Below are 25,297 nucleotides of genomic sequence, written 5' to 3' on the forward strand. Positions count from 1 at the left end.
ACCTGCGACCTCATGGTCCCAAACCACGCGCGCTCCCATCTGCGCCACACCCCGTTATGTTTCAGGAGTTCGTTTCTCGTTGTTAACTCCCGACGACATAGTTTATTCTACACGATATCTTTTAATACGTCAATACCAATTTTAATTTTTTTAATTTTTTTTTTATCTAATTGCTTTTATACTAGCATTTATCTTGTCTTTATCCACTTCTATTAAAGCCACACTATTAAACCCATCCCTTGCTAACACAGGGCTTCCAGGGTTTACAAACCATATCCCTTCTTCATATACTATTTGTGAAATATGAGTATGTCCAAATAAAACCACCTTAGCTTCTAGCTCCATAGCTTTATATTTCAGCCTAGACAATCCACTTTTCACATCATAATTATGTCCATGGGTAATAAAAAATTTATGTCCACCTATTTCCGTTATAATTTCTGAAGGAACTGCATTGGAATAATCACAATTACCTTTTACGTTTATAATATTACCCTTATATAACTTACTAAAGTCCTTTACATCTTGTATATTATCTCCTAGATGTATTAGCAAGTCTACCTCTGTAAACTTATCCATAACCCTATCTAAAATCCAAGTATGTCTATGGGTATCACTGACAACACCGATTAACACTGCTATTCCCCCTGAAAATATTCTTTAATCTTTTTTTCAAGCTCATTTAAAGCTATTCTTCTATGACTTATATTATTTTTAAGATTTCCATCCATTTCGCCAAAAGTCATATTGTGCTTTGGATAATAGAATAAAGGGTCGTATCCAAAACCATGGACACCTTTTTCTTCATATCCAATAACCCCTTCTACTTCTCCTTGCACTTTTATAATATTATTTTCATCTATAATTAGCGCCATTGCACATATAAATTTTCCTTTTCTATTTTCAACATCTTTCATCATATTGAGTAATTTTTCGTTGTTTTTTCTATCGTTTCCATGTTCTCCTGCAAATCTTGCTGAATATATTCCTGGTTGCCCTCCTAAAGCTTCTACTGACAAACCAGAGTCGTCAGCTAGCACCATGCAATTATCCTCTTTAAACAACTTAAATATTTCTGATGCCTTTATATAGGCATTTTCTATAAAAGTATCCCCTGTCTCTTCAACTTCAATATCCATTCCTGTTTCCTTTAATGCTATTACATCAATATTTAAACCACCTAATATTTCTTTTATTTCTTTTATTTTATTTTTGTTATTACTAGCTATAATTAATTTTCTCATTTTTCCACCATCCTGTTGTTAAAAATATCATTCTCCTAATCATAATTATATAACAATATAAGATTTTTTTGCTATTTAAAATTTTCTTAGAACTATTTCTTTATATTTATCATATTATTTATATAAGGATTAATTTTATAGTAGGTGTTGTGTTTGAAATATATCGGACCTTTTCTAAGACTTAATGCTTTAAGCAAGGAGAACATAAAAAATCAATTGTTCCATCTATCAAAAGAATCTCTCAAAGATATATTACTTAATTCAAAATGCGGTATACTTATTGATACTAAAGAATTCAAAAACAAAAAACTCTCTGAAGATGAAATCAACGTATTAAAGCACTCTTATCCAATTATATCCATATATAAGAAATCCAATCCAAAGTTAAAGAAAGTAAATGACAGATTTTATTGGGCTGATGATAAACTAAAGAAAGAAATAAATATATCAACCAATGCATTTATGACTCTATCTTTACTAGAGTTAGGAGATTATTATAAGCAATTTGAAAGTATTGATAAACGTAAATATTGCTACCATCTTATATATAATAATATAGTAAAAAAACAGTTGCAATTTTACGCTAGCAATTTAAGGAATGAAGAGGGGGTTTTTATTGATAAAATAGATCTAACGGATTCTTCTGCAAATGACTATAATCTAGAGGCAAAAGATAATAAATTCAAGTTCTCTGATCAAGCTTTATTGATGGCAGCTTTTTATAAAGCATCTCTAGATGATGATTCAAAGGATGTTTTAGGCTATAGAACTTTTTCTTTAGATATATTAAATATGTTCTTACAATATAGACATGAATTATATAATCTATCTATTGATGAACTTTTAAAATTATGCTTTTCCCTCAATGTATTTTATAGTTATTCTAAAAATGAAGATGCTAATTTGTTGATGTTAGATATTTTTGAACTAATTAATGAAAATTATATTAATAATATTGAATTAAATTCTGAAGTAAAAGTTGAGAATTTGTGTTTATCTTATATAAATTCCTATTTATTATATAGAAATACAGGCTTTATCAGATATAAGGATATAATGAATAGGCTGCATGAGGAATTAATTAAATGTTACAATGAAGAATGGGGAATTTTTGTAAAGTTAAAAGAAAAGGATTCTTTAAAATTTTCTCCAATGGAAATCTCTCTTTATTTATTATGCCTTATGATATCTTCTGAAAATTTAGATTGTAGTTCCTCTAACTTATTTCCTATTATAGCTAGTGTATATAAAAAACAATTAATAAACTCTGGAATGATATTAAGCTGGCCAGATGCTCCAACTTTAGATGATAGAGAAAGATATAGAAACTTCTCTTTAAACTCCGAGGACCTATTAGATGAATCCGAGTTTAAACCATCATATATAGCATCTTCTGAAAATTTGAATTTAGCACCAATATTTGTTAAGAGCGTAAAGTATAATGAAAAAAAATCCTCTTTTAAACAGGGTAAATCTTCATTCTATAGCGATAGAAACACTATACCATTTTTCTTTATAATATATCTTCATAATATTAGTTGCCAATAAAGTAAAATTTTAATTACTATATAAATAGATTAATTGCATATAATATAATTAATCTAAGTTTTAATATTTTTCCTTTGCTTTATACTAGGGGAGGTAAAATATGATGAACATAAATTGCTCCGAAAATTGTATCCATTGTAAAAATGGCAATTGCACATTAAACCATGTATCAAAAATTTCCAGTCTTATTACCAATGACTATAGTTGTGCTTATTTTACCGAAAAAAAATCTTCCAAAAAAGCTTCCCATAAAGTTTAATTGGGAAGCTTTAAATATTATTAAAATTAATATTATTAAATAATATATCACCATTGTAATTTAAAAATATATTATAAAGATTATTATTGGTATATATAAGATTTTTTTCAAATAATATAGGAACTACCGGCACTTCTTCTACAAGAAGCTTTTCTATTTCATTCAATAATTTATCTTGTTTTATTGTATCCCCTTCTCTTTTAGCCTTAAATACCATATTGTCATAGGTTTCATTCTTATAATTATAAAAATTAAAATAACTATTAGAGCATATTTTTTCATAAAATGAAATGGGGCTTTTATACTCTTTTATTATATCTAAAAGTGCTATATCGTAGTCACCCTTCTCTAATATATTTTTTATTTCTACTTCATCGTAGGCCTTTAATAATATATCTATATTCAACTTATTTTTTAGCTGCTTTTTCAGTTCTTTTGCTAATTCATCGTTGCATTTATTTTTTATATAAACCAGCTCCAAAGAAAGATCTTCATATTTACTGAAAGAGACTGCTCTATCCTTAGAATATTTCCAAGGTGTAGCCTTATCTTTGAAAATATTTTTAACTATGTAATCTCTATCAATACTATCATATATATCTTTTCTTAATTTATCATTTTCAACTTTATCTCTTTTAAAGTTGAAAGCCATACCCTTTCCTACATAAGAATCGCTTTGAATAATATAACTTCCATCTTTAATATTTTCATCATTCCATAGATTATAAACCTTCAAAAAATCAACTTTAGAGGTTGCAAAAGCTGCTAAAGCTCCCTCTTCGCTACCTTCATTTTGTATGGTTATTTTTTCATTCTTTATATTTTCACTATCCCAATATTCAGTGTTATTCTCTAATTCTACTATATCTTTATCCACATTTTTTATTATATAGGGTCCTGAATATTCTATGTAATCATAGTCCTTTTCCCAGCTTTTAAGGGTATAATTTATTTTTCTTAAAGAATATTTAGGGCTTGATAGAATATCTAAAAAATAGCTACAAGGATATTTTAATGTAATCTCTAAAGTGTTTTTATCAATCTCTTTTACCCCAGTATTTAAAAAATTAATATCTCCTTTTCTATATTCTTCTAAACCTTTTATATAAAACAAATGATAATCGAAAACATTATCTATCTCTACATTTAATATTTCTGAAAAGAAATACACAAAATCTCTAGCTGTTATACTCCCTCCATCATTCCATTTAGCATCCTTCCTAATTTTAAAAGTATATTTAGTGCCATTTTCTCCAATGTCCCATTTATAAGCTAAGCCTGGAATAATATTGCCTTCATCATCTTTCTTTACTAATCCTTCAAATAAATTAATTAATAAGTAATTATATTCTCCTCTAGTATCATCTAATAAAATTAAATCTTTAGGGAAAGCTTCCACCCCATATATTATAGAGTCTTTATTATAAAGAGGATTTATATTTTTCTTTTTTTCTACACAACCACTCGTAAACACAAATATACATATTATCAATGCAATGTATTTCTTCATCATTTCCCCTCACATAAAGTTATTACCATTCAATATTAGTAATTATTCCCCTTCATTTGAAAATTAAAACAAGTTATTTAAAAAAATATTATTATGGTATATACTTAATCTATAATACAGTAATTATTTAGTATTTTTCATAATATGGAGGGGGATTTATGCTTCTTGCTGTTCAAATTGTTGGAATCATAACTATGTGTATATTAGCTAGTGTGTCTATATTAAGCTTTATAACCTTAAAGCAAATAATTAACCAGATTAAATACAAAAACTATTTGCTTGAAAAGCTAAATCTACATATATATAATTTATCAACTAATCTAAAACTAAAAGAAGATATACAAGATGTTGTATCAAAAAATAATGACTTAAACTTATAAAAACCTTGTGGATAAAAATCCACAAGGTTTTTATTAAAGTTTTTCTACTTCATCTACTACAAGTTTGTTTACAATTTGAGGGTTTGCTTTTCCCTTTGTTTCCTTCATAATAAGACCTACTAAGAATCCAATTGCTCTTTTCTTTCCATTTTTATAGTCTTCTATAGATTTAGGATTTCCTTCTATAACTTTCTTTACTACTTCTAATATAGCAGCTTCATCGTTATTTTGAACCAATCCTTTTTCTTCTACTATAATCTTAGCATCCTTACCTGTAACGAACATTTCCTCTATAACTTTCTTTCCAATGTTGTTTGAAATAGTATTGGAATTTATCAATTTAATTAATTCTGAAAGCTGAGAAGGTGTAAACTTCAATTCATCAACAGTCATGGAATTTTCATTTAATAATCTAGATATATCCCCCATCAGCCAGTTTGAAGAAGCTTTAGCATCTCCACTTAATTTAGCAGTTTCTTCAAAATAGCGAGCCATAGCCATAGTTAATGTCAATACGGAGGCATCATATTTAGGTATTCCATACTCTTCTACAAATCTACTTTCTTTTTCATGTGGTAATTCAGGTATAGTTGCTCTTATTTCTTCTATCCATTGATCGGATACATTTATAGTAACCAAATCTCCTTCTGGAAAATATCTATAGTCATTTGCCTTCTCTTTACTTCTCATAACTATAGTAACATTATTAGCCTCATCCCATCTTCTAGTATCTTGAGATAGCATTTCTCCATTTTTAACCGCTTCTGCCTGTCTACCATACTCATATGTAAGGGCTTTTTCTAAGGCCTTAAAAGAATTCATGTTTTTTATTTCTGTTCTAACTCCAAATTTGCTAGTTCCTTTTTCTCTTATAGAAATGTTACCATCACATCTTAAAGATCCTTCTTCCATTTTACAGTCGGATACTTGAATTGAAGATAAAATACTCCTAAGTTTTTGTAAATAAAGAGTAGCCTCCTCTGGACTTCTCATATCTGGCTTTGAAACTATTTCTATAAGAGGTACTCCTGCTCTATTAAAGTCAACTAAGGTACCTGCTTTAGTATGAAGAAGCTTTCCAGCATCCTCTTCAATATGTATTCTTTCTATTCCAATTTTCTTCTTTTCTCCATTTTCAAGCTCTATTTCAATATATCCATCATGACAAATAGGTACTTCATCTTGAGTAATCTGATAGTTTTTAGGGCAATCTGGATAAAAATAATTTTTTCTATCAGTTTTACAAACTTTATTTATATCACAATTAAGTGCTAAACCAGCCTTAATAGCATAATCTACTACCTTTTTATTTAATTGTGGAAGTGAACCTGGTAATCCTAAGCATATAGGACATACATGTGTATTTGGTTTTCCTCCGAACTCTGTTGTACATCCACAAAAGATCTTCGTTTCTGTTGAAAGTTCAGCATGCACTTCTAAACCAATCACCGCTTCAAAATCCATATGTTTTCAACTCCTTTTCTTACCCAATGATAATTATAATTTAGCTCTCATTTTATGCCAATCTGTAGATTGTTCATAACTATATGCTATATTAAATATAGTGTCTTCTCTAAAGTAATTTCCTATTATTTGAATACCTACTGGCAGACCATCCACCATACCACATGGTATAGATATAGCTGGCAACCCTGCTACGCTTACCGGAACTGTATAAGCATCGGATAAATACATAGCCATTATATCTTCGGACTTTTCTCCGATTTTAAAGGCCTTGCTTGGGTAAGTAGGTGATATTATAGCATCAAATTCTTTAAATATGCGTTCATAATCATCTTTTATAAGTTTTCTAACCTTTAAAGCCTTTTTATAATATGCATCATAGTATCCTGCTGATAACACATAAGTTCCTAGCATTATTCTTCTCTTAACTTCTTTTCCAAAACCTTCATCTCTTGTTTTAAAGTATATATCCACTGGGTCTGAATAATCCTTAGTTCTAGCCCCGTATCTAATTCCATCAAATCTAGCTAAATTAGATGAAGCCTCAGCACTGGAAATTATGTAATATGCTGATAATGCATAATCCGTTAATGGGAGTGAACATTCTTTAACTTCTGCTCCATTTTCTCTTAAAACTTTTACAGCTTCATTTACAGCTTTACGCACTCCTTCATCTAAGCCTTCCCCAAAGAACTCTTTAGGTACTCCTATTTTCTTTCCCTTAATATCCATGTTTAAATAAGCACTGTAATCGGGAACTTCTATTTTTGCTGAAGTAAAGTCTCTATTATCCGCACCTGCTATATGCTGCATTAATAGTGAAGAGTCTCTTACGTCCTTTCCCATTACTCCAACTTGATCAAGAGTAGAGCCAAAGGCTACCGCTCCATATCTTGAAATTCTTCCATATGTTGGCTTAACACCTACTATACCACATAAAGCAGCTGGTTGTCTTACTGATCCTCCTGTATCCGTTCCTAGTGCTAATGGTGTCTGCATGGATGCAACTGCTGCTGCAGATCCACCTGAAGATCCTCCTGGTACTCTTTCTAAGTCCCAAGGATTTCTTACTAGCTTATACGCACTGTTTTCATTAGAGGATCCCATTGCAAATTCATCCAAATTTAACTTTCCAAGTATAATTCCATCTTCTTCTTTTATTCTTTGTACTACATGAGCATCATAGGGTGAAATATAACCTTCTAATATTTTAGACGCACAAGTATTTTGCATTCCCTCAACACTTATGTTATCTTTTATGGATACAGGCACTCCACCTAATCCCTTTAGTTCTTCTCCTTTAGATATCTTTTCATCAAGTTTTTTAGCTGTATCTATGGCTTCTTCTTTTCCCGTATAAAGATAAGCTCCTACTTTTGAATCAACACTTTCTGTTCTATCTATAAAACTATTAACAACTTCTTCTACTTTTACTTCTTTATTTTTAATCATGTCTTTCAACTGATGAGCTGTGAGACTATATAATTCCATAATTCTAATTACCTCCCTCTTTTAAAAGTTATTCTCCATCAATGATTTGAGGAACTAATATGTACTCTTCTAATTTTTCTGGAGCATTTGATAACACCTTTTCTATTTTCATAGAAGGCTCTACCTTATCTTCCCTAAATACATTTTCTACATAATATGGATTTACAATTATATCTACATCGTCAGTATCAAGCTCATCTAATTTTTCCATATATGTTAATACTTTATTTAAATCTTCAATTAAAGCTTCCTTTTCTTCTTCTTTTAGCGCTATTCTTGCTAATTCACTTACGTGCTCTACATCCTTTTTAGTGATTGACATTCTATTACCCTCTCTTTCTTAGAAAATTTTATAACTACTGTAAAATAACATAATATATATTGTATCATAAAAATTATTTTTTACATACTGAATCATACGCAAAAAGATATCAACATCTCAAAAGAGTTTGTTGATATCTTGCTACACTTAATATACTTTCATAAACATAAAAAACATACTTCCTGCTGCTAATATGCTACAAACAATCGGATACATCTTTTTAATATTTTTTAAATCTATAAATTTTACAGCCCAGATGACCATCGTAAAGAAGAGACACAATTGCAAAGTATAGTAGCTATTAAAATACTTAATATAAACAAATTGGTAGGTTGTAAGCATAGTCAATATTATGGCTACAGTTGTAAAAAACACAGAAACCCATCCTAACGCACTAATAGTTCTTCTCATCTCTACTCCTCCATTTTTTATCTGTTGAACTTAACCTTTAATCATTTGATTGAATTCTTCTTCATTTATTATTTTAACTCCTAATTCAACAGCTTTATCATATTTAGAACCAGGTTCTTTACCAACTAAAAGGTAGTTAGTTTTCTTGCTGACGCTGCTAGATACTTTTGCTCCTAGGCTCTCTAGCTTTTCCTTTATTTCTGTTCTCCCATAGCCTTCTAATGAACCCGTAACTACTATTGTTTTATCTTTAAATGGACTATCTTCTTCTATATTCATCTCATCAGCTATTGGACTTATACCTAAGTCAAGTAATTCATTTAAACTATTAATTATTTTCTCCTGTTTAAAAAAATCTATTATACTATAAGCTACTTTTTCTCCAATATCTTTTATAGATGTCAATTGTTCTAAAGAAGCATTTTTTATATTCTCTAAGGTTTTTAAGCTCTTCACTAAGTCTTTGGCAGTTTTCTTGCCGACGTTTGGAATACCTAGAGCATATATAAATGATGATAACTGAGGATTTTTGCTACCTTCTATTGCATTTAGAATATTGCTAGCCTTCTTTTCTCCAAATTTATCTAATGTCAATAATTCATCTTTTTTTATCCTATATAAATCTCCAATAGATTTTATATTTAATTTTTCAAAAAATTGCTCTGCTGTTTTTTCGCTAAATCCCTCTATATTCATAGCTTCTCTATTTGCAAAGTGTACTATACTCTTAACCATTTGAGGTTTACACGATAGAGTATTTTCACAGAATAAATGTACACCATCTTGAATTAATTCACTATTACAATATGGACATTTTTCAGGTGATTGAATTTCCAATCCATTATGTATGCTATCCTCAACTACACCCATTATTTCTGGTATAACATCATTAGATCTTCTAACATATACTTCACTACCTATTTTTACACCTTTTCTCTTTATATCATCCATATTATTTAAGGTAGCTCTTTTAACTGTTGCTCCTGCTAACTCTACAGGTTCTAATATTGCTGTAGGTGTTACTCGTCCGCTTCTACCTACATTCCACTCTACTTCTAGTAAAGTAGTGGTAGCTTCCTCTGCTTCAAATTTATATGCAATAGCCCATCTAGGAAATTTTATTGTATATCCTAATATTTCTCTAGTTTTTATATGATCTACTGCTATTACAATTCCATCAATATCATAATCTAATTCATTTCTAATGCTATTTATATATTCTATTTCTTTTTGAATTTCTTCTATAGAGTTACAGTTTTTAATATATGTATCCACAGGGAAACCCATTTCTTTTATAAAATCTAACATCTCCGTATAGGTCTCAAAGGGTTTTCCTTCACTATATCCTATATCATAAAAAAATGCAGATAAATTTCTATTCGCAGTCTCTTTCACATTTAAATTTCTAAGAGCACCAGCCGCCCCATTTCTTAAATTTTTTAAAGGGATAACTGCATTTTTATTATACTCTTCAAAAGCTTTTTTAGTCATTATAGCTTCTCCATGGATTTCAAAGCTATAATTATTATTGATTTTAAGTGGCAATGATTTGATTGTCTTTGCCTGCTCTGTAATACCCTCTCCTATTATACCTGTTCCTCTAGTGGCAGCTTTTATTAATAAACCATTCTCATCATAGGTACAATTTATAGTAAGTCCATCAAACTTTTTTGTCACTATATATGATGGAAGAGGTAACTTATCCTCATGGGTACTATTATACTGAAGTATAACTTTAACATTTCTATTATGCCATTCAGTCAAGCCATTTACATTTTGTGATTTATCTAAGCTCCATAATGGCCCTTTATGTTGATATTTTTCAAATTGAACTAATATCCTATCTCCAACTCTTTGAGTAGGAGAATAGGGTAGCATAAGTCCAGTTTCTTTTTCTAACTGTACCAATTCATCGTATTTTTTATCATACTCTTTATCGGATATTGAAGGATTATCTAACACATAGTATTCGTGAGCATATTTATTTAATTCTTCTACTAGAGAATATATCCTGTCTATCATCGCATCTGTCTCTTTATTATCTTTACTCAAAATACATCCCCCTCTAAACTGCTTCTAACGGTGCCATGCTCAGCATCAATATTTTCACTCCCATTTTATCAAAAGCTACTGTAAGCTTTAAATCTCCCCCACTTGGAATAGCACTCACTACAGTTCCCACTCCAAACTTGTCATGTTTCACCTTTTTCCCAGGCCTTACTTGATCCGCAGTCAATTTGTTTTCTTCATTATCATCTTTAATCTTTATTTCATTTGTATTTTCTATTTTATTTAATACTGTATTATTAATATTTGAAAACTCTCTATTTGTATATACGTTTCTTTTATTATAATAGGTATTATAATTATTATTTTTATTTAAATTTATATTTTCTTTTAAATCTATAGCTACTTCATTAATAAATTCTGACTCCGCATAGGCTACAGTTCTACCAAAAATAGTTCTTCTTTCTGCTGATGTCATGTATAGTTTTTCTTTAGCTCTTGTTATTCCAACATAGCAAAGTCTTCTAGACTCCTCCATCTCTTCCTCATCTTCTAAGGATTGTATCCCTGGAAATATTCCATTCTCCATTCCCGCCATAAATACTACAGGGAATTCTAAGCCTTTAGAACTATGCACTGTCATCAATACCACAGCATCAGATTCTTCATCATAATTATCTACATCCGAAACTAAGGTAACCTGTTCTAAAAATGCAGATAGACTTTTATCTTCTGAATTGCTTTCAAAATGCACAGCAGCAGACACTAGTTCTTTTAAATTTTCAATCCTACTTAAATCCTCAATATTATTAGTCTTTTGTAATTCCTCCATATATCCTGTGCTCTGTAATATCTCTTCTATTAATTTTGATACGTTTATTTCATCCCTTTTTCTTATGAAGCTATTTATTAAACTTATAAATTTATTAATGGAAGCTACTGCTCTTGCTGATAGTCCTATACTGTCTACATCTAACAAAACGCTATACATACACTCTTCCATGGAAGATGCAAAAGATTGAACCTTGTCTACAGTGCTATCACCTATCCCTCTTTTAGGAACATTTATTACTCTTTTTAAGCTCACATCATCTAGAGGATTATTAATTAATTTTAGATATGACATTATATCCTTTATTTCTTTTCTGTCATAGAACTTTAATCCTCCAATAATTTTATAAGGTATCTTATTTCTCATAAATGCTTCTTCAAAAATACGTGATTGTGCATTGGTTCTGTATAATATACCAAAATCTTTATAGCCTTTATCTTCTTCCTTTGATATCTTTTTAATTTCTGATGAAATAAATTGTACTTCCTCTATATCTGAATAGCCTCTGTAAATTTTGATTTTTTCACCTTTTTCGTTATTGGTCCTTAGAATCTTAATTTTTCTATAGCTATTATTTTTTATAACACCATTAGCTGCGTCTAATATATTACTTACGGATCTATAGTTTTGTTCAAGCTTTACTATTTTAGTATTTGGATAATCTTTTTCAAATTCTAAAATATTTCTTACATCTGCTCCTCTCCATGCATAAATACATTGATCATCGTCACCTACAACGCATATGTTTTTATGAGAAGAAGCTAGTAATCGTGTCAATTCATACTGGGATCTATTAGTATCTTGATACTCGTCTACCATTATATATTTAAACTTTCTTCCGTAAAACTCTAAAACATCTGGGTTCTTTTTAAAAAGTTCAACGGTTTTAAATATTAAATCATCAAAATCCATGGCATTATTATTCTTAAGCTTTTTTTGATACAAGGAGTAAATATCTCCTAATTTTTTTAATCTATAATTACTGTCTCCTTTTTTAACTACCTCTTCTGGTGAGATTAAATTATCCTTAAACTCTCCAATTTTATTTAAAGCTGATTTTTCATCAAAATCTTTATCACTTATATTTAATTCCTTTAAACATTCTTTAGCTAAAGTCTTTTGGTCATAGCTATCATATATGGCAAAGTTTTTATTATAACCAATTTTTTCAGCTTCTCTTCTTAATATCTTTACACAGCTAGAATGGAAAGTTGATATCCACATATTATCAGCTTCACTTCCAACAATATTTTTTACCCTTTCTTTCATTTCATTTGCTGCTTTGTTTGTAAAGGTAATAGCTAATATTTGAGAAGGATATACATCTAAATTTTTTATCAAGTGAGCTATTCTATAAGTTAAAACTCTAGTTTTACCTGACCCTGCTCCTGCCAATATAAGCAAGGGACCCTGTACAGTGGTTGCAGCATCAAGTTGCTCCTTATTTAATAATTTGCTTAAATCCATTAATCTTTCACTCCCTGTTTCCTAATAACTCAAATATACTGAATCAGTTTATATTATATCACTTAACTACCTGTTTAATCACCTTTAATATTTATTTTAATAAAACGTTTAAAAAGATTGGTTTAAAATTTAACTCTAAACCAATCTTTTATATTATATTATTTTAACAAATTTATCGCCGTATTACATAGTATTTTTATACCAATCGGTATAGCTCTTTCATCACAAATGAAATTAGGGTTATGAAGTACACAACAATCTTCATTTATTTCTGATTTACAACCTAACCACATAAAGGTGCAAGGCACATGCTTGTTAAAGAAGGAAAAGTCCTCAGCTCCTGTTGCTGGATGTTGTGGTATGATTAGATTTTCTTCCCCTATAGAATCTTTTAAAGATTCCATAACTTTCTCCGTCAAAGTTTCATCATTATACGTTAATGGATATCCATTTACATATTTAAATTCATAGCCACAATCTAATGCCTCACAGACATTTTTTACTATACTCTCAATTCTTCCTGGCATCATATCCGCTACGTGATGTGCAAAGGTTCTAACTGTTCCTTCCAAGGTTACCTCATCTGGTATTACATTATATCTGTACCCTCCCTTTATAACACCTAAAGTAACTACAGCACTATCCAGAGGACTTACATTTCTGCTTACTATAGTCTGAAGGGCAGTTGTTACATGTGCCGCTGCTACAATAGCATCAACTCCCTGATGAGGTGCAGAACCATGGGCACTCTTTCCTTTTACTTTTATAAATATTCTATCGGACTGAGCCATAATAGCCCCTTTTTTTACTCCTACCTTACCTAATGGCACGTCCCAAACATGAAGAGCAATAGCCCCATCTACTTTAGGATTTTCTAAAACCCCATCTTCTATCATATAGTTTGCCCCGCCAGTTGGATTGCATTCCTCTGCAGGTTGGAACACAAATTTTATATTTCCCTTTATGCTATCCTTCATATTTGACAATACCTTTGCTGCCCCTAAAAGTATTGAAGTGTGAACATCATGACCACAGGCATGCATCACATCTTTATTTTGTGATTTAAAAGGTAGATCCGTTTGCTCATTTATAGGGAGTGCATCCATGTCCGCTCTAAGCAAAATTGTTTTTCCTTCTTTTTGCCCTTCTAAAAGAGCGACTACACCTGTTTTCCCAATACCTTTTTCTACTTTCAAACCTAAGCCTTGAAGATTTTTGTATACAACATCAGCAGTTCTATGCTCCTCCATTCCAAGTTCCGGATGTGCATGTATATTCCTTCTAATATCTATGATATCCCCCAAATTTTCATCTATTAGTTTATCAATTAACTCTTTAGTCAAAATAAACCACCTCCAATTAAACAACAGCTGAATTCATAAGTTTAATATTATCTTATAGGCGCTCCTGGCCCTAGCGGTAATCCTAGTGTAAACCAAATCATGCCAAACACTATCCAAACTACAAGCATGATTAAACTATAAGGTATCATCAAGGACAACACAGTGCCTACCCCTGCTTCTTCGTCATACTCATTAATTAGAGCTAATATGATCGGGAAGTATGGAAACAGCGGGGATATGATATTAGTTGTAGAGTCTCCTATTCTATATAACATTTGTGTTAATGCTGGATTATAATCTAATAGATAGAACATTGGAACAAATATTGGAGCAAGCAATGACCATTTTGCAGAACCACTTCCAATAAATAGGTTTACAAAGGCTACGAATAATATAAATAATATAAACAATGGCATTCCTGTTAGGTTAGCTGCTTTCAGTCCATTAGCTCCATTTACAGCTATAACATATCCCAAATTACTCCAATTGAAGTAAGCTATAAACTGTCCTATAACAAATACCAATACAATATATGAAGACATGTCTTTTATAGCTATGGCCATGTACTTTGGCACATCTGCAAATTTCTTTATCTTACCTACTTCTTTACCATAAATATATGAAACTATAATGAATAAGAATAAAAGTAAGGGTATTATTGAATTTAAGAAAGGAGAAGGTACTAAGGAGCCTGTTTTAGGATCCCTTAAGAAGCTATTTTTAGGAATTATTACAGCTAATATAACCAATACATAGACTAAAGCTCCCATTCCTGCTTTTCTTAAACCCTTCTTTTCTTCTGGAGTTACTTTTTCATTTTTAATCTGCTTTTTGCCATTATATTGTCCTAGTCTTGGCTCTATAATTTTTTCTGAAATAACTGTACCTACAATTGCTAATATAAATGTTGAGGCTGCCATGAAAAACCAGTTACTTACTGGTGTTACTTCCCCACCCTTATTTACGATTTGTAATGCCTCTGTGCTTATTCCTGCAAGCAATGCATCTGTTCCGGCTATCATTAAGTTAGCGCTAAATCCTGCTGTAGTGGAAGCATATCCTAATGCTATACCTGCAAGTGGATGTCTACCTATGGAAACAAATATTACTGCTGCAATGGCTGGAATAACAACTATGGCAGCATCAGAAGCTACGTTTCCACATATACCAATTAGCATAATCATGAAAGTAATTACCTTTGGTGAAGAACCAAGTATTGTTTCTTTCATGAAAGTTGTCATAAACCCGACCTGCTCTGCAAGGCCTATACCTAAAGTCATGGTCAAAACTAATCCTAGTGGAGCAAAATTCGTGAAATTTTTAATCATATTCTCTAATATATATCTTATGCCTTCCCCAGAAAGTAAATTTTTAACTACAACAGCCTCTCCAGTTACAGGGTTCTCCACACTTACTCCCATAACTGAACATATGAAAGAAGCTACCCACACTATAACTATGAGCCACAAAAATAGTATAAATGGATGAGGTATTTTGTTACCTACTCTTTCGACCCAAGCAAGAAATCCCCCAGTTTTTTTCTGACTAGCTAAATTTTTTTCAGTATTCATACCCATTCCCCCTGATAATTAATAATGGATAATTGATAATTTATGATTGATTAATATGTTAATGTTCAAGCTTTAATTATCTTTAACCCTCCTTTCCATTTAATTTCATTACAGTATGCGCGTATGCTTTTATAGCTATTTTTAATACTCCTTCATCAAAATCAAAGGAGTTGTTATGATGATCTGCTGCAATTTTTGTTCCAAAGATCACATATACTGCTTTGCCCCCTTTTTCTTGAACCTTATTCATCATGTAAGTTACATCTTCAGAGCCCGTAAGTTTTACGCGATCCACTATACTTTCTATCTCTTTAATATTTTTTACTTCCTCCTTAAAAATTTTAGATAATTCTTCGTCACTATTGGAGCTCTCTGCTCCTCCTACAACTTTAATTTCCCATTCTAAATCATACATAATAGCTGAAGCTTTTATAACTTCTTTGGCTCTTTTTGTAATATATTCATTGATATTATTGGTTTCCCCTCTAGTTTCTATCTTCATTATTGCGTAATCAGGAATTATATTTCTTCCCTTTCCGCTATTTAAAACTCCTACATTAATCCTTCCTACTCCTTCTTCATGTTGACACAATGTATGTAAATTTAATGCAGCTGTTGCTGCTCCAAGAAGTGCATTTTTCCCCTTTTGAGGAGATACTCCAGCATGGGACCCTCTTCCTTTAAATACAACATCCATTTTTGTTGTAGATAAAAATCCTTCTGTATTGCAGGCTATCTCTCCAAATTTATTAGACATTAAACCTACATGGCCACTAAGGAAGTAATCAACATAATCTAAAATATTGCTATTAGCCATTGATTTAGCTCCTCTAGTTCCTTCTTCCGCTGGTTGAAATATCAACATTACTTTACCTTTTAATTCCTTTTGAAATTCCTTTAAAACTTTAGCTAATCCTAGCCCAATAGCTGCATGTCCATCATGTCCACAAGCATGCATAGCATCTTTATTTACTGAATAAAATCCTTCTTTGAAGGGCCTATGTTCTAAAGAGTGGCTTTCTAACCCATCATTTGCGTCGATATCAAATCTAAATGCAGTAACTTTGCCAGGTATACCAGTATCTAGTACTGCCACTACTCCAGTATATCCCCCTTCCATCATTGTTATATATTCTTCTACTCCACCTTGTTGTAAAGCTCTTTTTATATTAGACTTTAGCTCTTCTTCCGATGGCAAACCCATCATATCTTCCTTTTTAAATATTTCTTCCCCTAATTTAACCTCATAACCTAATTTATTTAAGTAGTCTGCTATTCTTGAGGCAGTCCTAAACTCAGTCCATCCTGATTCAGCATATTTATGGAAATCTCTTCGAATATGTACAATCTCCTCTTCCAAATTATCTATATAGTTATCTAAAAATGTTTTATCGCTTATCATAGAATTCTCCTCCATAAAATTATTAGAATATTAAAACAATATTATTTTATATTATTATTCGCCAAAAAGTAATTTTTCCCTTTATTGTAAGATATGTAATTTAAATAAAAAAGGACTGGTAATTTTACCAATCCTTTTATGTATATTACTTATTTTCTTTATTGTCCTCTTCTAGCCTGGATAATACAACTTCATATCCCTCACTACCATAATTTAAACACCTATTTACCCTACTTATTGTAGCAGTACTAGCGCCTGTTGTTATGGATATATCTTGATATGTTCTTTTATCCTTTAACATTTTGGCTACCTGCATTCTTTGACTCAAAGATTGTATTTCATTAATAGTACAAATATCATCAAAGAATTTATAGCACTCTTCTCTAGTTTGTAACTTTAATATAGCATCATATAGAAAATCAATTTCTTTATCTTCAATTTTTGATTTATATGCACTCACAGCATTCAGCTCCTTATTAATAATATTAATAGTATTAATTAATAGCATTATTTAAATTTTAACATTAATAGTGAAATATATCCACTATGCTGGCTGAATTTTTTGTATATTGCAAAAAATAATCAAAAAAAGCAAACAACCCATTGGGGCATGGGTTGTTCAATAAATAAAAGGGGGCTATTCATTCTTTTATTTATTCTTGCAACTTCATTATATAAAATTTATTGCAAATTTTCAAGATGTAATGCAAGAAAAAATATTAATATTTTATTAACATGCTTGAAAAAATTCATTTTTTACTAATTTGTAAACATATAATCAATTATTTAAAATTATTTAACATTTCAAATTCTTCTTTTGTAATTTCCCTATAAGTTCCTTCTTCTAAGGATTTATCTAAGTCTAAGTTGCCGAATTTAATTCTTTTTAAATATACTACCTCTTTATTTAATGCTTCGAACATTCTTTTTACTTGATGGAATTTTCCCTCCTGTATTGTAACATATACTTCAGAACCATCATCATTTGCATTTTTTATTTCAAGTTTTCCTGGCATGCATTTATATCCGTCATCTAAAGTTATGCCTTTTTCAAATGCCTTTATATCATCTTCATCTACTCTTTTGTCTATTTCCGCATAATATATTTTATCCACATTCCATTTAGGGGATATTAACTTATGATTCAACTCTCCATCATTAGTAATAAGAAGTAGCCCTACAGTATCCTTATCTAGTCTTCCCACTGGAAAAGGATTGAATGCTTGATGTTCTGGCAAAAGCAAGTCTATGACTGTTTCACAATTATTATCATAGGTTGCTGAAATAACTCCTGCAGGTTTGTTCATCATAAGATATATATATTTTCTATAATTTATTTCCTCACCATCTACTTTTATTATAGATGAATTGGGATCAATATTTGTTCCTGAATCTTTCACTACCACATTATCTACTTCAACAGCTCCGCTCTTTACTAATGCTTTTACTTCTTTTCTTGTACCGTATCCTAAGTTAGCTAGTATTTTATCTAATCTTTCCAATATTATTACCTCCAAATTGTTTACTAATTATATGATAGCCATAAACGCACAAAAAATAAACAGTCTTTTGACTGTTTATTTTCCATAATACTTCATAACTTTTTTAACATAGTCCCTAGTTTCATGAGGAAGCCTTTCAATTTCAGATGCTTCTTTTACATCTCTATTTTGTAATGTACCAGGTCCTGCATTATATGCAGCAAGGGCTAGTTCTTTACGGTTTCCATAAACATCTAATAACTCCCTTAAATATTTAGTTCCCCCATTTACATTTTCTTCTATATCGTAGGGATTGTTAACCCCTAAGTATTCTGCTGTGCCTGGCATAAGTTGCATAAGTCCCATAGCCCCAGCTGTGGATGTGGAACTAGGATCAAAATCCGATTCTTGCTTTATTACTGCCTTAATTAAATCCTTATCTATAGAAAACTTTTTAGATGCTTTCTCTACAACTTCCTCTATATTATCATTACTTTTTATTTCTTCATTGATATAGTTTACTACATTCTTGTCATCCCCTACCATAGCCTTAGTTAAGCTCTCCATAACCACGGCAAAAGCAGGTGAATCCCCAACGGCCTTATCAAATATTTGTTTAAATAATTGAAGTTGAACAAAATTCTCAATCTTTTGTGAGTCATTAATCTCCAACACTATCACCTATCCTTTCTTTAATCTATTATCTATTTATATATCATCTAATTTATTTCACTTCAAATTCAAAAACATCATAATCCTCATAAGAATTTTTATTATAACTGCTTTTACATAAGGCTAATATTTTAAAGTTTCCAGTAGAAAAGGGTATAAAACTATAATCCTTCTTTTTACTATAACTTTGAACTTTTATCCAATCTCTGTCATCCATCATATAAAACTCATATAGTACATCCTTACCTCCGTTGTGGTTCACAGAAAAGATGACAGGTTCATTAATTGAAATTTCTCTTTTATCGCATTTAAGTTTTGTATCCGTAATGGGCAATGCATCTTTAACCTCTATTTTTATGTCCCTTTTACTATCAAATAATTCCTTACTTTTTATGTTTCTAGCATAGATGTGCAAAAGGTATACTCCGCTACATTTTGGAGTAAAGCTATATCTTTTACTAAAAGTATAGTCACTTTCTTCAACCTTGTGGCTATTGATTTTTAACACATATTTTACTAATGTATCTTTTCCATTAGTAGTTACAACATCCATAGTTATTTTATCGCCACATAGGAAATAATCTTTAGATGTATATAAAACATATTCAATATTGGAAGGGAGATATTCAAAAGCATTTATGTATACAATCTCGTGACTATCGTACTGTCTTGTAGAATATTTATCTTTAACCCTTACTTCTAATTCATACTTTCCTTCCTCTGTAGCAGTAAATCTTGCCCAATTTGCACTTCCATAATCTATTACGGAATTAACTATACCATCCTTTTTTACAATGAAACTATATCTTAAGTTCATACCTCCAGTGGCTATTACTTTTGCAAGGATACTTTCTCCTACAATAATATTATCTCCCTTATCTAACGTAACCTCTTCAATCATAACAAAATCTTTACTTTTTTCATCAATAATAAAGCTGATTTCCTCCATGCATTCGTAATTACCATGAAAAGAACTATCCTTAACCCATAGAGTTATTTTATAGCTTCCTGCCATTTTAGGAGTCCAAGCATAATTATTCTCTCTTATATAGCCAGAATCTTCACCATAATTTCCATCAATTATGTATCTATAAAGTAAATCTTTCCCACCAAAAACAACGGCTTTTAAAAGAATTTCTGTATCACAAGTTTGGGGGAAAATTTTATCTGTAGTAAAACTCTTAATCTCTATATTTCTATACTTTTTTACATTATAATTTATTGCCCCAACATCATCATATTCTTTCTGGGAGTACATATCCCTAGCGTAGCATAATAATTTATAATCTCCACTTTCCTTTTCAATGAAATTCACCATTCTTCTATTGGAATAATCTTGTATACAAACATTTGAACCATCAGGATTGATCTTTACAAATTTATAGAGGGTTGTCCTATTATCTGAAGAGTTCACATCAACTTGAAATATTAATTCATTATCTACTAATAGTTCCTTTGTTAAACACTTAAAATTCTTTATTTCTACCTTTTCTAAGGGTAATATCTTGAAGTCTATTTTATCGAAATCATCATAATTATTTTTTGAATTGATATCTTTACATTCTACTAATATTTCATTTCTACCTGGAGTTTTTGCTGTAAATGTTATTACATTTTCAGTAGAATAGTCTTTTATTAAATTCCAACTGTATTCTTCCCTAATCCAATACCTGTACATTATAGGAACTTTATTAGATACAACTGTAGCAGTAATTTTCTCACCTACTTTTACTACCTTTTTATCAATATTTAAAGAGGATATTAAGGTTTCTTCTGACTTTCCAATGATATAATCATTTCTTAGAACATAGTCAAATAACTTACTACTATCTCTTTTCTTTGCTTGTACCATTATAGTATATTTGCCATCTTCTTTTGCAGTCCAATCCACCCAATCTAATTCACTAAAATCTTGTATAACATCCCAAACTCCATTAGAACCAATAAAAAATTTATATAATAATTCCTCATCACTTTTATTTTCAATTCTTATATTTATATCCGTATCTTTCTCCTGAGGACTATTTAAATTAAATATAATATTTATATCATCCATATAAATTCACTCCCCGTAAAAATATCCCTAAGTTATATTATACTATGTATCCATATATTGTAATAGGGGTTTGTTTAATTAAGAGTTAAGAGTGAAAAGTGAAGAGTAAAGGAATTTCATCCATCACTCTTCATTTTTAATTTTTAACTCTTCACTCTCCAAAACTGTGTCACAGTTTTTTATTAAGTATATTAAATTGCCATAAAGCCTTTCATCATCCTCTTTGTTCCTCTTCTTATGATTGGAAGTTTTGCCACCGCCTCTTCTTACCTTTGCTCCTAAATGTCTTTCGAAGAGTAATCTATCTATATTTTTATCGCTATAGATATACCCTTTAGGGCTAATTGGATAAGCCTTTTTCCCAAGACACATAGCTGCAACACCAAAGTCTTGAGAAACTACTATATCCCCTTCTTTCACTGCATTTACAATAGCCATATCTACACTTTGAAATCCACAATCCATGTATTTAATTTCGCTATAATCGCTATTTATTATATGATTAATATCGCAATACATTATAATTGGAATATTGTTTTCTTTTCCTGCTTTTTCAATTATGTCTTTTCCTGGACAAGCGTCCGCATCTACTATTATTCTCACTGTTTTTCCTCTCTATGCTCTACTCTCTAATTCTTTCTTTAAATCTTCAAAGCCTGGTTTGCCAAGTAGTGCAAACATATTCTTTTTATAGGCCTCTACTCCCGGTTGGTCAAATGGATTTACCGCTAGAAGATATCCACTTATTCCACAAGCCTTTTCAAAGAAGTATATAGCATAGCCGAAATAATATGGAGTTAACTCTGGTATGTTAACAACCATAGCAGGTACTCCTCCATCCCTATGAGCTAGCACTGTTCCTTTTAATGCTTGCTTATTGACAAAATCCATACTCTTACTTGATAAAAAATTTAATCCATCTAAATTTTCTTTGTCTTCTTTAATTATTATTTCTTCCCTGGGTTTTTCAACATTTATAAATGTTTCAAAGATTATTCTTAGTCCATCTTGAATATATTGTCCCATTGAATGTAGGTCTGTTGAGAAATCAACTCCTGCTGGGAATATACCTTTTCCATCCTTACCTTCACTTTCCCCATATAACTGTTTCCACCACTCTCCAAAATAATGTAGGCATGGTTCAAAGTTAGCCATTATTTCTACAGTCTTGCCTTTTCTGTATAAAGCATTTCTGGCCGCTGCATATCTATAACATGGATTTTTAGATAAATCCCTTTCCATAAAATCTCCCCTAGCATCACTAGCACCCTTCATCATCTGATCAATATCTACACCTGAAACAGCTATAGGTAGTAATCCTACTGCAGTAAGCACTGAATATCTTCCTCCTACATTATCAGGTATAACAAAAGTTTCATAACCTTCTTTATTCGCTAAGGATTTTAACGCTCCCTTTTTTTTATCTGTAGTTACAAATATTCTATTTTTACTTTCTTCCTTACCATATTTCTCTTCTATTAAATCTTTAAACAATCTAAAAGCTATAGCAGGCTCCGTAGTAGTACCTGATTTAGATATAACATTTATAGAAAAGTCCATATCCTTAATGAAATTAATTAAGTCATAAATATATGTAGAGCTTATATTGTTTCCAACATAAAATATAGCTGGAGTTTCTCTTTTATCCAAAGGTAAATTATTATAAAAAGTATTGTTTAGCATTTCAATGGCAGCCCTAGCTCCTAAATATGAACCACCTATGCCTATAACTACTAAAACTTTAGAATTTTTCTTTATTTTTTCTGCTGCTTCCTTAATTCTATTAAATTCTTCTTTATCATAATTAATAGGCAAATCTACCCATCCTATATAATCATTCCCCGTACCTGTTCCTTCATGTAGCATTTTATGAGCTTCATTGATATATGGTTGAAAGTACGCCACTTCTTCATCCTTTAAATAAGGTTTTGCATAGTTTAAATCTAAAGTAATTTTGTTCATATATAACTCCTCCCACAATCATTATCTTATAAATTTTATTATAGCAATATATCCAATTAGAGTAAATTAATGAAAGTCAGAAAAAAGAGCAGACTTTATTCTTTTATTAAAGTTTGCTTTTTTACTATGTTTTATTCTTGCTGAATTATTCTTTACTCACATTTTTCACAATTTCTTTCAAAAATATGGTAACAAATTTCTTACATATAAATACTATAATATTATGTATTGAAATTTATCTGGAGGAATGTAAATGTATTTTAGAAACAATGACGAATTTTCAAATCAGGATTCTAATCAAATCCGCAATGACTTTAATGAGAGACCTATGATGGACTACTATCCTAATATGTATGGAGCCCCAATGATGCCTTATCACATGATGCCTAATAGTATGGATTATGAAGATGATGATATGTATAGATCATTTTTAGATCCAGCTTTCGATGACCCTCGTGGTCGCCGTCGTCGCCGCCGTAGACGTCATTTTTTCCATCATCACGTTCATCATCATTTCCATCATTTCCGTCGTATGAGATGATGATTCTTTAGATAAGTGCCATTCACAATAAAGTACACAAATATAACTGCAGTCTTTTCTGCAGTTATATTCATTTCTATATCTACTTCTACTTGCTTATCCCTATCATTCTTCATATCCTTGCACCTCTTACATTTTTTTGAATCCATTTTTAGAGTGTCAAAATCTAATTTATCGAATATTAATATTATGTAAGGAGGTGTTGTTATGTTATTTGATGAAAGCTCAAAATCCCAAAATTGTAATTGCAATGAATCCAATGATCCCGATGATACTCAAACTCACGTTCATGAATTTGAAGGAAGTACAAGATTAGCTGAACAAGGTGATGAAAGACACAACCATAGATTTGCTGGCGTTACAAGTGAAGTTATTCCTATGGGTAACTCTCACGTTCATGCTATTCTTACTAATACTGACTTTTTTGATCATCATCACGAAGTAGGTATAACTACAGGGTTAGCTATTAATGTTGGCAATGGCAAACATGTTCACTTAGCAACAGGTGTTACTACAATAGATGACGGTCATAATCACTCTTTCATTTTCGCAACACTTATTCAAAGCCCATTAACCTAATAATATCAGGTTCTTTCCTGTTTAGAATATACGTAGCACTTGGATTATTTCCAAGTGCTATAAATTTAGGTTTGAATAATAAGATATTTTAAAAGTTAACCTTTTTACTTAAAAATACAGCTGAGAATGTCAGCAATAATGCAACTAAAGTTATTTAATTGTAAGATTTCTAAAATACTTAGTTTTGTCTTCCTCTGTAATCTCTCTAATTATTTTGCACGGGTTACCAACAGCTATTACATTTGATGGAATATCCTTTGTTACAACGCTACCAGATCCAATTACTACATTATCTCCAATAGTAATACCAGGGTTCACAATAACGCCGCCGCCTATCCAAACGTTATTACCTACAGTTATTGGAAAGGCATATTCAAATCCTTCATTACGGGGCTCAAAATGAATGGGATGACCTGCTGTAAAAAGGCTTACGTTTGGTGCAAACAAAACATTGTCACCAATAGTAACCTTAGCACAATCTAAAATGGTGCAATTATAGTTAGAATAAAAATTTTCTCCAATAGAAATATTATATCCATAGTCACATCGGAATGGTGGCTCTATAAAGAAATTTTCACTAGTCTTACCAAGTAATTTTTTTATAATTTCATTTCGCTTTTCAATTTCATTTGGACGTAAAGAGTTAAATTCAAATATCATTTCTTTTGCATGCTGGCGTTCACCTAATAGTTCTTCACCAAAGGATTTATATGGTTTTCCACTTAACATTTTTTCTTTTTCTGTCATACTAATTA

The 25,297-nt window shown here is 30.7% G+C and carries 24 protein-coding genes; 4 read left to right on the forward strand and 20 right to left on the reverse strand.

The genetic code is table 11. The features are described 5' to 3' along the window. Nucleotides 1–162 precede the first annotated feature (162 nt). Both RYO54_RS12655 and RYO54_RS12660 read right to left on the reverse strand, forming a co-directional pair. The gene (locus RYO54_RS12655) at nucleotides 163–636 is read right to left on the reverse strand and encodes a metallophosphoesterase (protein ID WP_315119292.1); all 474 of its coding nucleotides are present in this window, start codon (nucleotides 634–636) and stop codon (nucleotides 163–165) included. Nucleotides 637–638: 2 nt separating this feature from the next. After that, nucleotides 639–1,244, reverse strand: a complete 606-nt coding sequence (locus RYO54_RS12660) for an XTP/dITP diphosphatase (protein WP_315119294.1) — start codon at nucleotides 1,242–1,244, stop codon at nucleotides 639–641. A gap of 153 nt (nucleotides 1,245–1,397) precedes the next feature. Between RYO54_RS12660 and RYO54_RS12665 the strand changes: the two genes are divergently transcribed. Beyond that, on the forward strand, nucleotides 1,398–2,792 hold the full coding sequence (locus RYO54_RS12665; protein ID WP_315119297.1) for a hypothetical protein: 1,395 nt from the start codon (nucleotides 1,398–1,400) through the stop codon (nucleotides 2,790–2,792). 269 nt (nucleotides 2,793–3,061) lie between these two features. On the opposite strand, the gene RYO54_RS12670 is transcribed toward RYO54_RS12665, so the two are convergent. Then, nucleotides 3,062–4,561 (reverse strand): peptide ABC transporter substrate-binding protein, encoded by a 1,500-nt coding sequence (locus tag RYO54_RS12670; RefSeq protein WP_315119300.1) that lies wholly within the window; start codon nucleotides 4,559–4,561, stop codon nucleotides 3,062–3,064. A 158-nt stretch (nucleotides 4,562–4,719) separates the two neighbouring features. Here RYO54_RS12670 and RYO54_RS12675 point away from each other — a divergent pair, with 158 nt between their 5' ends. Continuing rightward, complete coding sequence (locus RYO54_RS12675) at nucleotides 4,720–4,941, forward strand: hypothetical protein (protein WP_315119302.1); 222 nt, start codon at nucleotides 4,720–4,722, stop codon at nucleotides 4,939–4,941. A gap of 33 nt (nucleotides 4,942–4,974) precedes the next feature. Here the strand turns inward: RYO54_RS12675 and gatB are convergent, their stop codons facing one another. From gatB to RYO54_RS12750, 15 genes are all read right to left on the reverse strand, one after another. Further along, a complete protein-coding gene (gatB, locus tag RYO54_RS12680; RefSeq protein WP_315119304.1) occupies nucleotides 4,975–6,405 on the reverse strand; it encodes an Asp-tRNA(Asn)/Glu-tRNA(Gln) amidotransferase subunit GatB in 1,431 nt (476 codons plus the stop codon). Between the two features lie 33 nt (nucleotides 6,406–6,438). Next, a complete protein-coding gene (gatA, locus tag RYO54_RS12685; protein ID WP_315119307.1) occupies nucleotides 6,439–7,896 on the reverse strand; it encodes an Asp-tRNA(Asn)/Glu-tRNA(Gln) amidotransferase subunit GatA in 1,458 nt (485 codons plus the stop codon). A 28-nt stretch (nucleotides 7,897–7,924) separates the two neighbouring features. Further along, nucleotides 7,925–8,218 (reverse strand): Asp-tRNA(Asn)/Glu-tRNA(Gln) amidotransferase subunit GatC, encoded by a 294-nt coding sequence (gatC, locus tag RYO54_RS12690; RefSeq protein WP_315119310.1) that lies wholly within the window; start codon nucleotides 8,216–8,218, stop codon nucleotides 7,925–7,927. A 147-nt stretch (nucleotides 8,219–8,365) separates the two neighbouring features. Continuing rightward, complete coding sequence (locus RYO54_RS12695) at nucleotides 8,366–8,629, reverse strand: hypothetical protein (RefSeq protein ID WP_315119313.1); 264 nt, start codon at nucleotides 8,627–8,629, stop codon at nucleotides 8,366–8,368. Between the two features lie 30 nt (nucleotides 8,630–8,659). Continuing rightward, a complete protein-coding gene (ligA, locus tag RYO54_RS12700) occupies nucleotides 8,660–10,651 on the reverse strand; it encodes an NAD-dependent DNA ligase LigA (protein WP_315119490.1) in 1,992 nt (663 codons plus the stop codon). Nucleotides 10,652–10,694: 43 nt separating this feature from the next. Next, a complete protein-coding gene (pcrA, locus tag RYO54_RS12705) occupies nucleotides 10,695–12,935 on the reverse strand; it encodes a DNA helicase PcrA (protein ID WP_315119314.1) in 2,241 nt (746 codons plus the stop codon). Nucleotides 12,936–13,093: 158 nt separating this feature from the next. Further along, complete coding sequence (locus tag RYO54_RS12710; protein ID WP_315119316.1) at nucleotides 13,094–14,278, reverse strand: M20 family metallopeptidase; 1,185 nt, start codon at nucleotides 14,276–14,278, stop codon at nucleotides 13,094–13,096. Nucleotides 14,279–14,325: 47 nt separating this feature from the next. Next, a complete protein-coding gene (locus RYO54_RS12715) occupies nucleotides 14,326–15,849 on the reverse strand; it encodes an AbgT family transporter (RefSeq protein WP_315119319.1) in 1,524 nt (507 codons plus the stop codon). Nucleotides 15,850–15,931: 82 nt separating this feature from the next. Beyond that, a complete protein-coding gene (locus tag RYO54_RS12720) occupies nucleotides 15,932–17,251 on the reverse strand; it encodes an amidohydrolase (RefSeq protein WP_315119322.1) in 1,320 nt (439 codons plus the stop codon). A 145-nt stretch (nucleotides 17,252–17,396) separates the two neighbouring features. Further along, nucleotides 17,397–17,711 carry a YerC/YecD family TrpR-related protein gene (locus tag RYO54_RS12725; protein ID WP_315119324.1) on the reverse strand — a complete coding sequence of 105 codons (315 nt, stop codon included), beginning with the start codon at nucleotides 17,709–17,711 and terminating at the stop codon, nucleotides 17,397–17,399. Between the two features lie 322 nt (nucleotides 17,712–18,033). Beyond that, nucleotides 18,034–18,753 (reverse strand): pseudouridine synthase, encoded by a 720-nt coding sequence (locus tag RYO54_RS12730; protein ID WP_315119326.1) that lies wholly within the window; start codon nucleotides 18,751–18,753, stop codon nucleotides 18,034–18,036. Nucleotides 18,754–18,828: 75 nt separating this feature from the next. Continuing rightward, entirely contained in the window at nucleotides 18,829–19,404 is a 576-nt protein-coding gene (locus RYO54_RS12735; RefSeq protein WP_315119493.1) for a lytic transglycosylase domain-containing protein, read from the reverse strand. A gap of 52 nt (nucleotides 19,405–19,456) precedes the next feature. Next, a complete protein-coding gene (locus RYO54_RS12740; protein ID WP_315119329.1) occupies nucleotides 19,457–21,460 on the reverse strand; it encodes a triple tyrosine motif-containing protein in 2,004 nt (667 codons plus the stop codon). A gap of 123 nt (nucleotides 21,461–21,583) precedes the next feature. Then, complete coding sequence (locus RYO54_RS12745) at nucleotides 21,584–22,063, reverse strand: YaiI/YqxD family protein (protein WP_315119331.1); 480 nt, start codon at nucleotides 22,061–22,063, stop codon at nucleotides 21,584–21,586. Between the two features lie 12 nt (nucleotides 22,064–22,075). Next, entirely contained in the window at nucleotides 22,076–23,422 is a 1,347-nt protein-coding gene (locus tag RYO54_RS12750; RefSeq protein WP_315119333.1) for a glucose-6-phosphate isomerase, read from the reverse strand. 253 nt (nucleotides 23,423–23,675) lie between these two features. Here RYO54_RS12750 and RYO54_RS12755 point away from each other — a divergent pair, with 253 nt between their 5' ends. Next, nucleotides 23,676–23,963 (forward strand): hypothetical protein, encoded by a 288-nt coding sequence (locus RYO54_RS12755; protein WP_315119336.1) that lies wholly within the window; start codon nucleotides 23,676–23,678, stop codon nucleotides 23,961–23,963. Here RYO54_RS12755 and RYO54_RS12760 read toward each other — a convergent pair. Beyond that, nucleotides 23,942–24,079 (reverse strand): hypothetical protein, encoded by a 138-nt coding sequence (locus RYO54_RS12760; protein WP_315119338.1) that lies wholly within the window; start codon nucleotides 24,077–24,079, stop codon nucleotides 23,942–23,944. The two genes, RYO54_RS12755 and RYO54_RS12760, sit on opposite strands and share 22 nt — an antisense overlap. A 91-nt stretch (nucleotides 24,080–24,170) precedes the next feature. On the opposite strand from RYO54_RS12760, the gene RYO54_RS12765 reads away from it, so the two are divergent. Then, complete coding sequence (locus RYO54_RS12765) at nucleotides 24,171–24,542, forward strand: YmaF family protein (protein WP_315119341.1); 372 nt, start codon at nucleotides 24,171–24,173, stop codon at nucleotides 24,540–24,542. Nucleotides 24,543–24,692: 150 nt separating this feature from the next. Here RYO54_RS12765 and RYO54_RS12770 read toward each other — a convergent pair whose 3' ends face one another. Further along, complete coding sequence (locus RYO54_RS12770; protein WP_315119344.1) at nucleotides 24,693–25,289, reverse strand: sugar O-acetyltransferase; 597 nt, start codon at nucleotides 25,287–25,289, stop codon at nucleotides 24,693–24,695. Nucleotides 25,290–25,297 lie beyond the last annotated feature (8 nt).

This window comes from uncultured Clostridium sp., from assembly GCF_963515715.1.
Classification (GTDB): Bacteria; Bacillota; Clostridia; order Clostridiales; family Clostridiaceae; genus Clostridium_AW.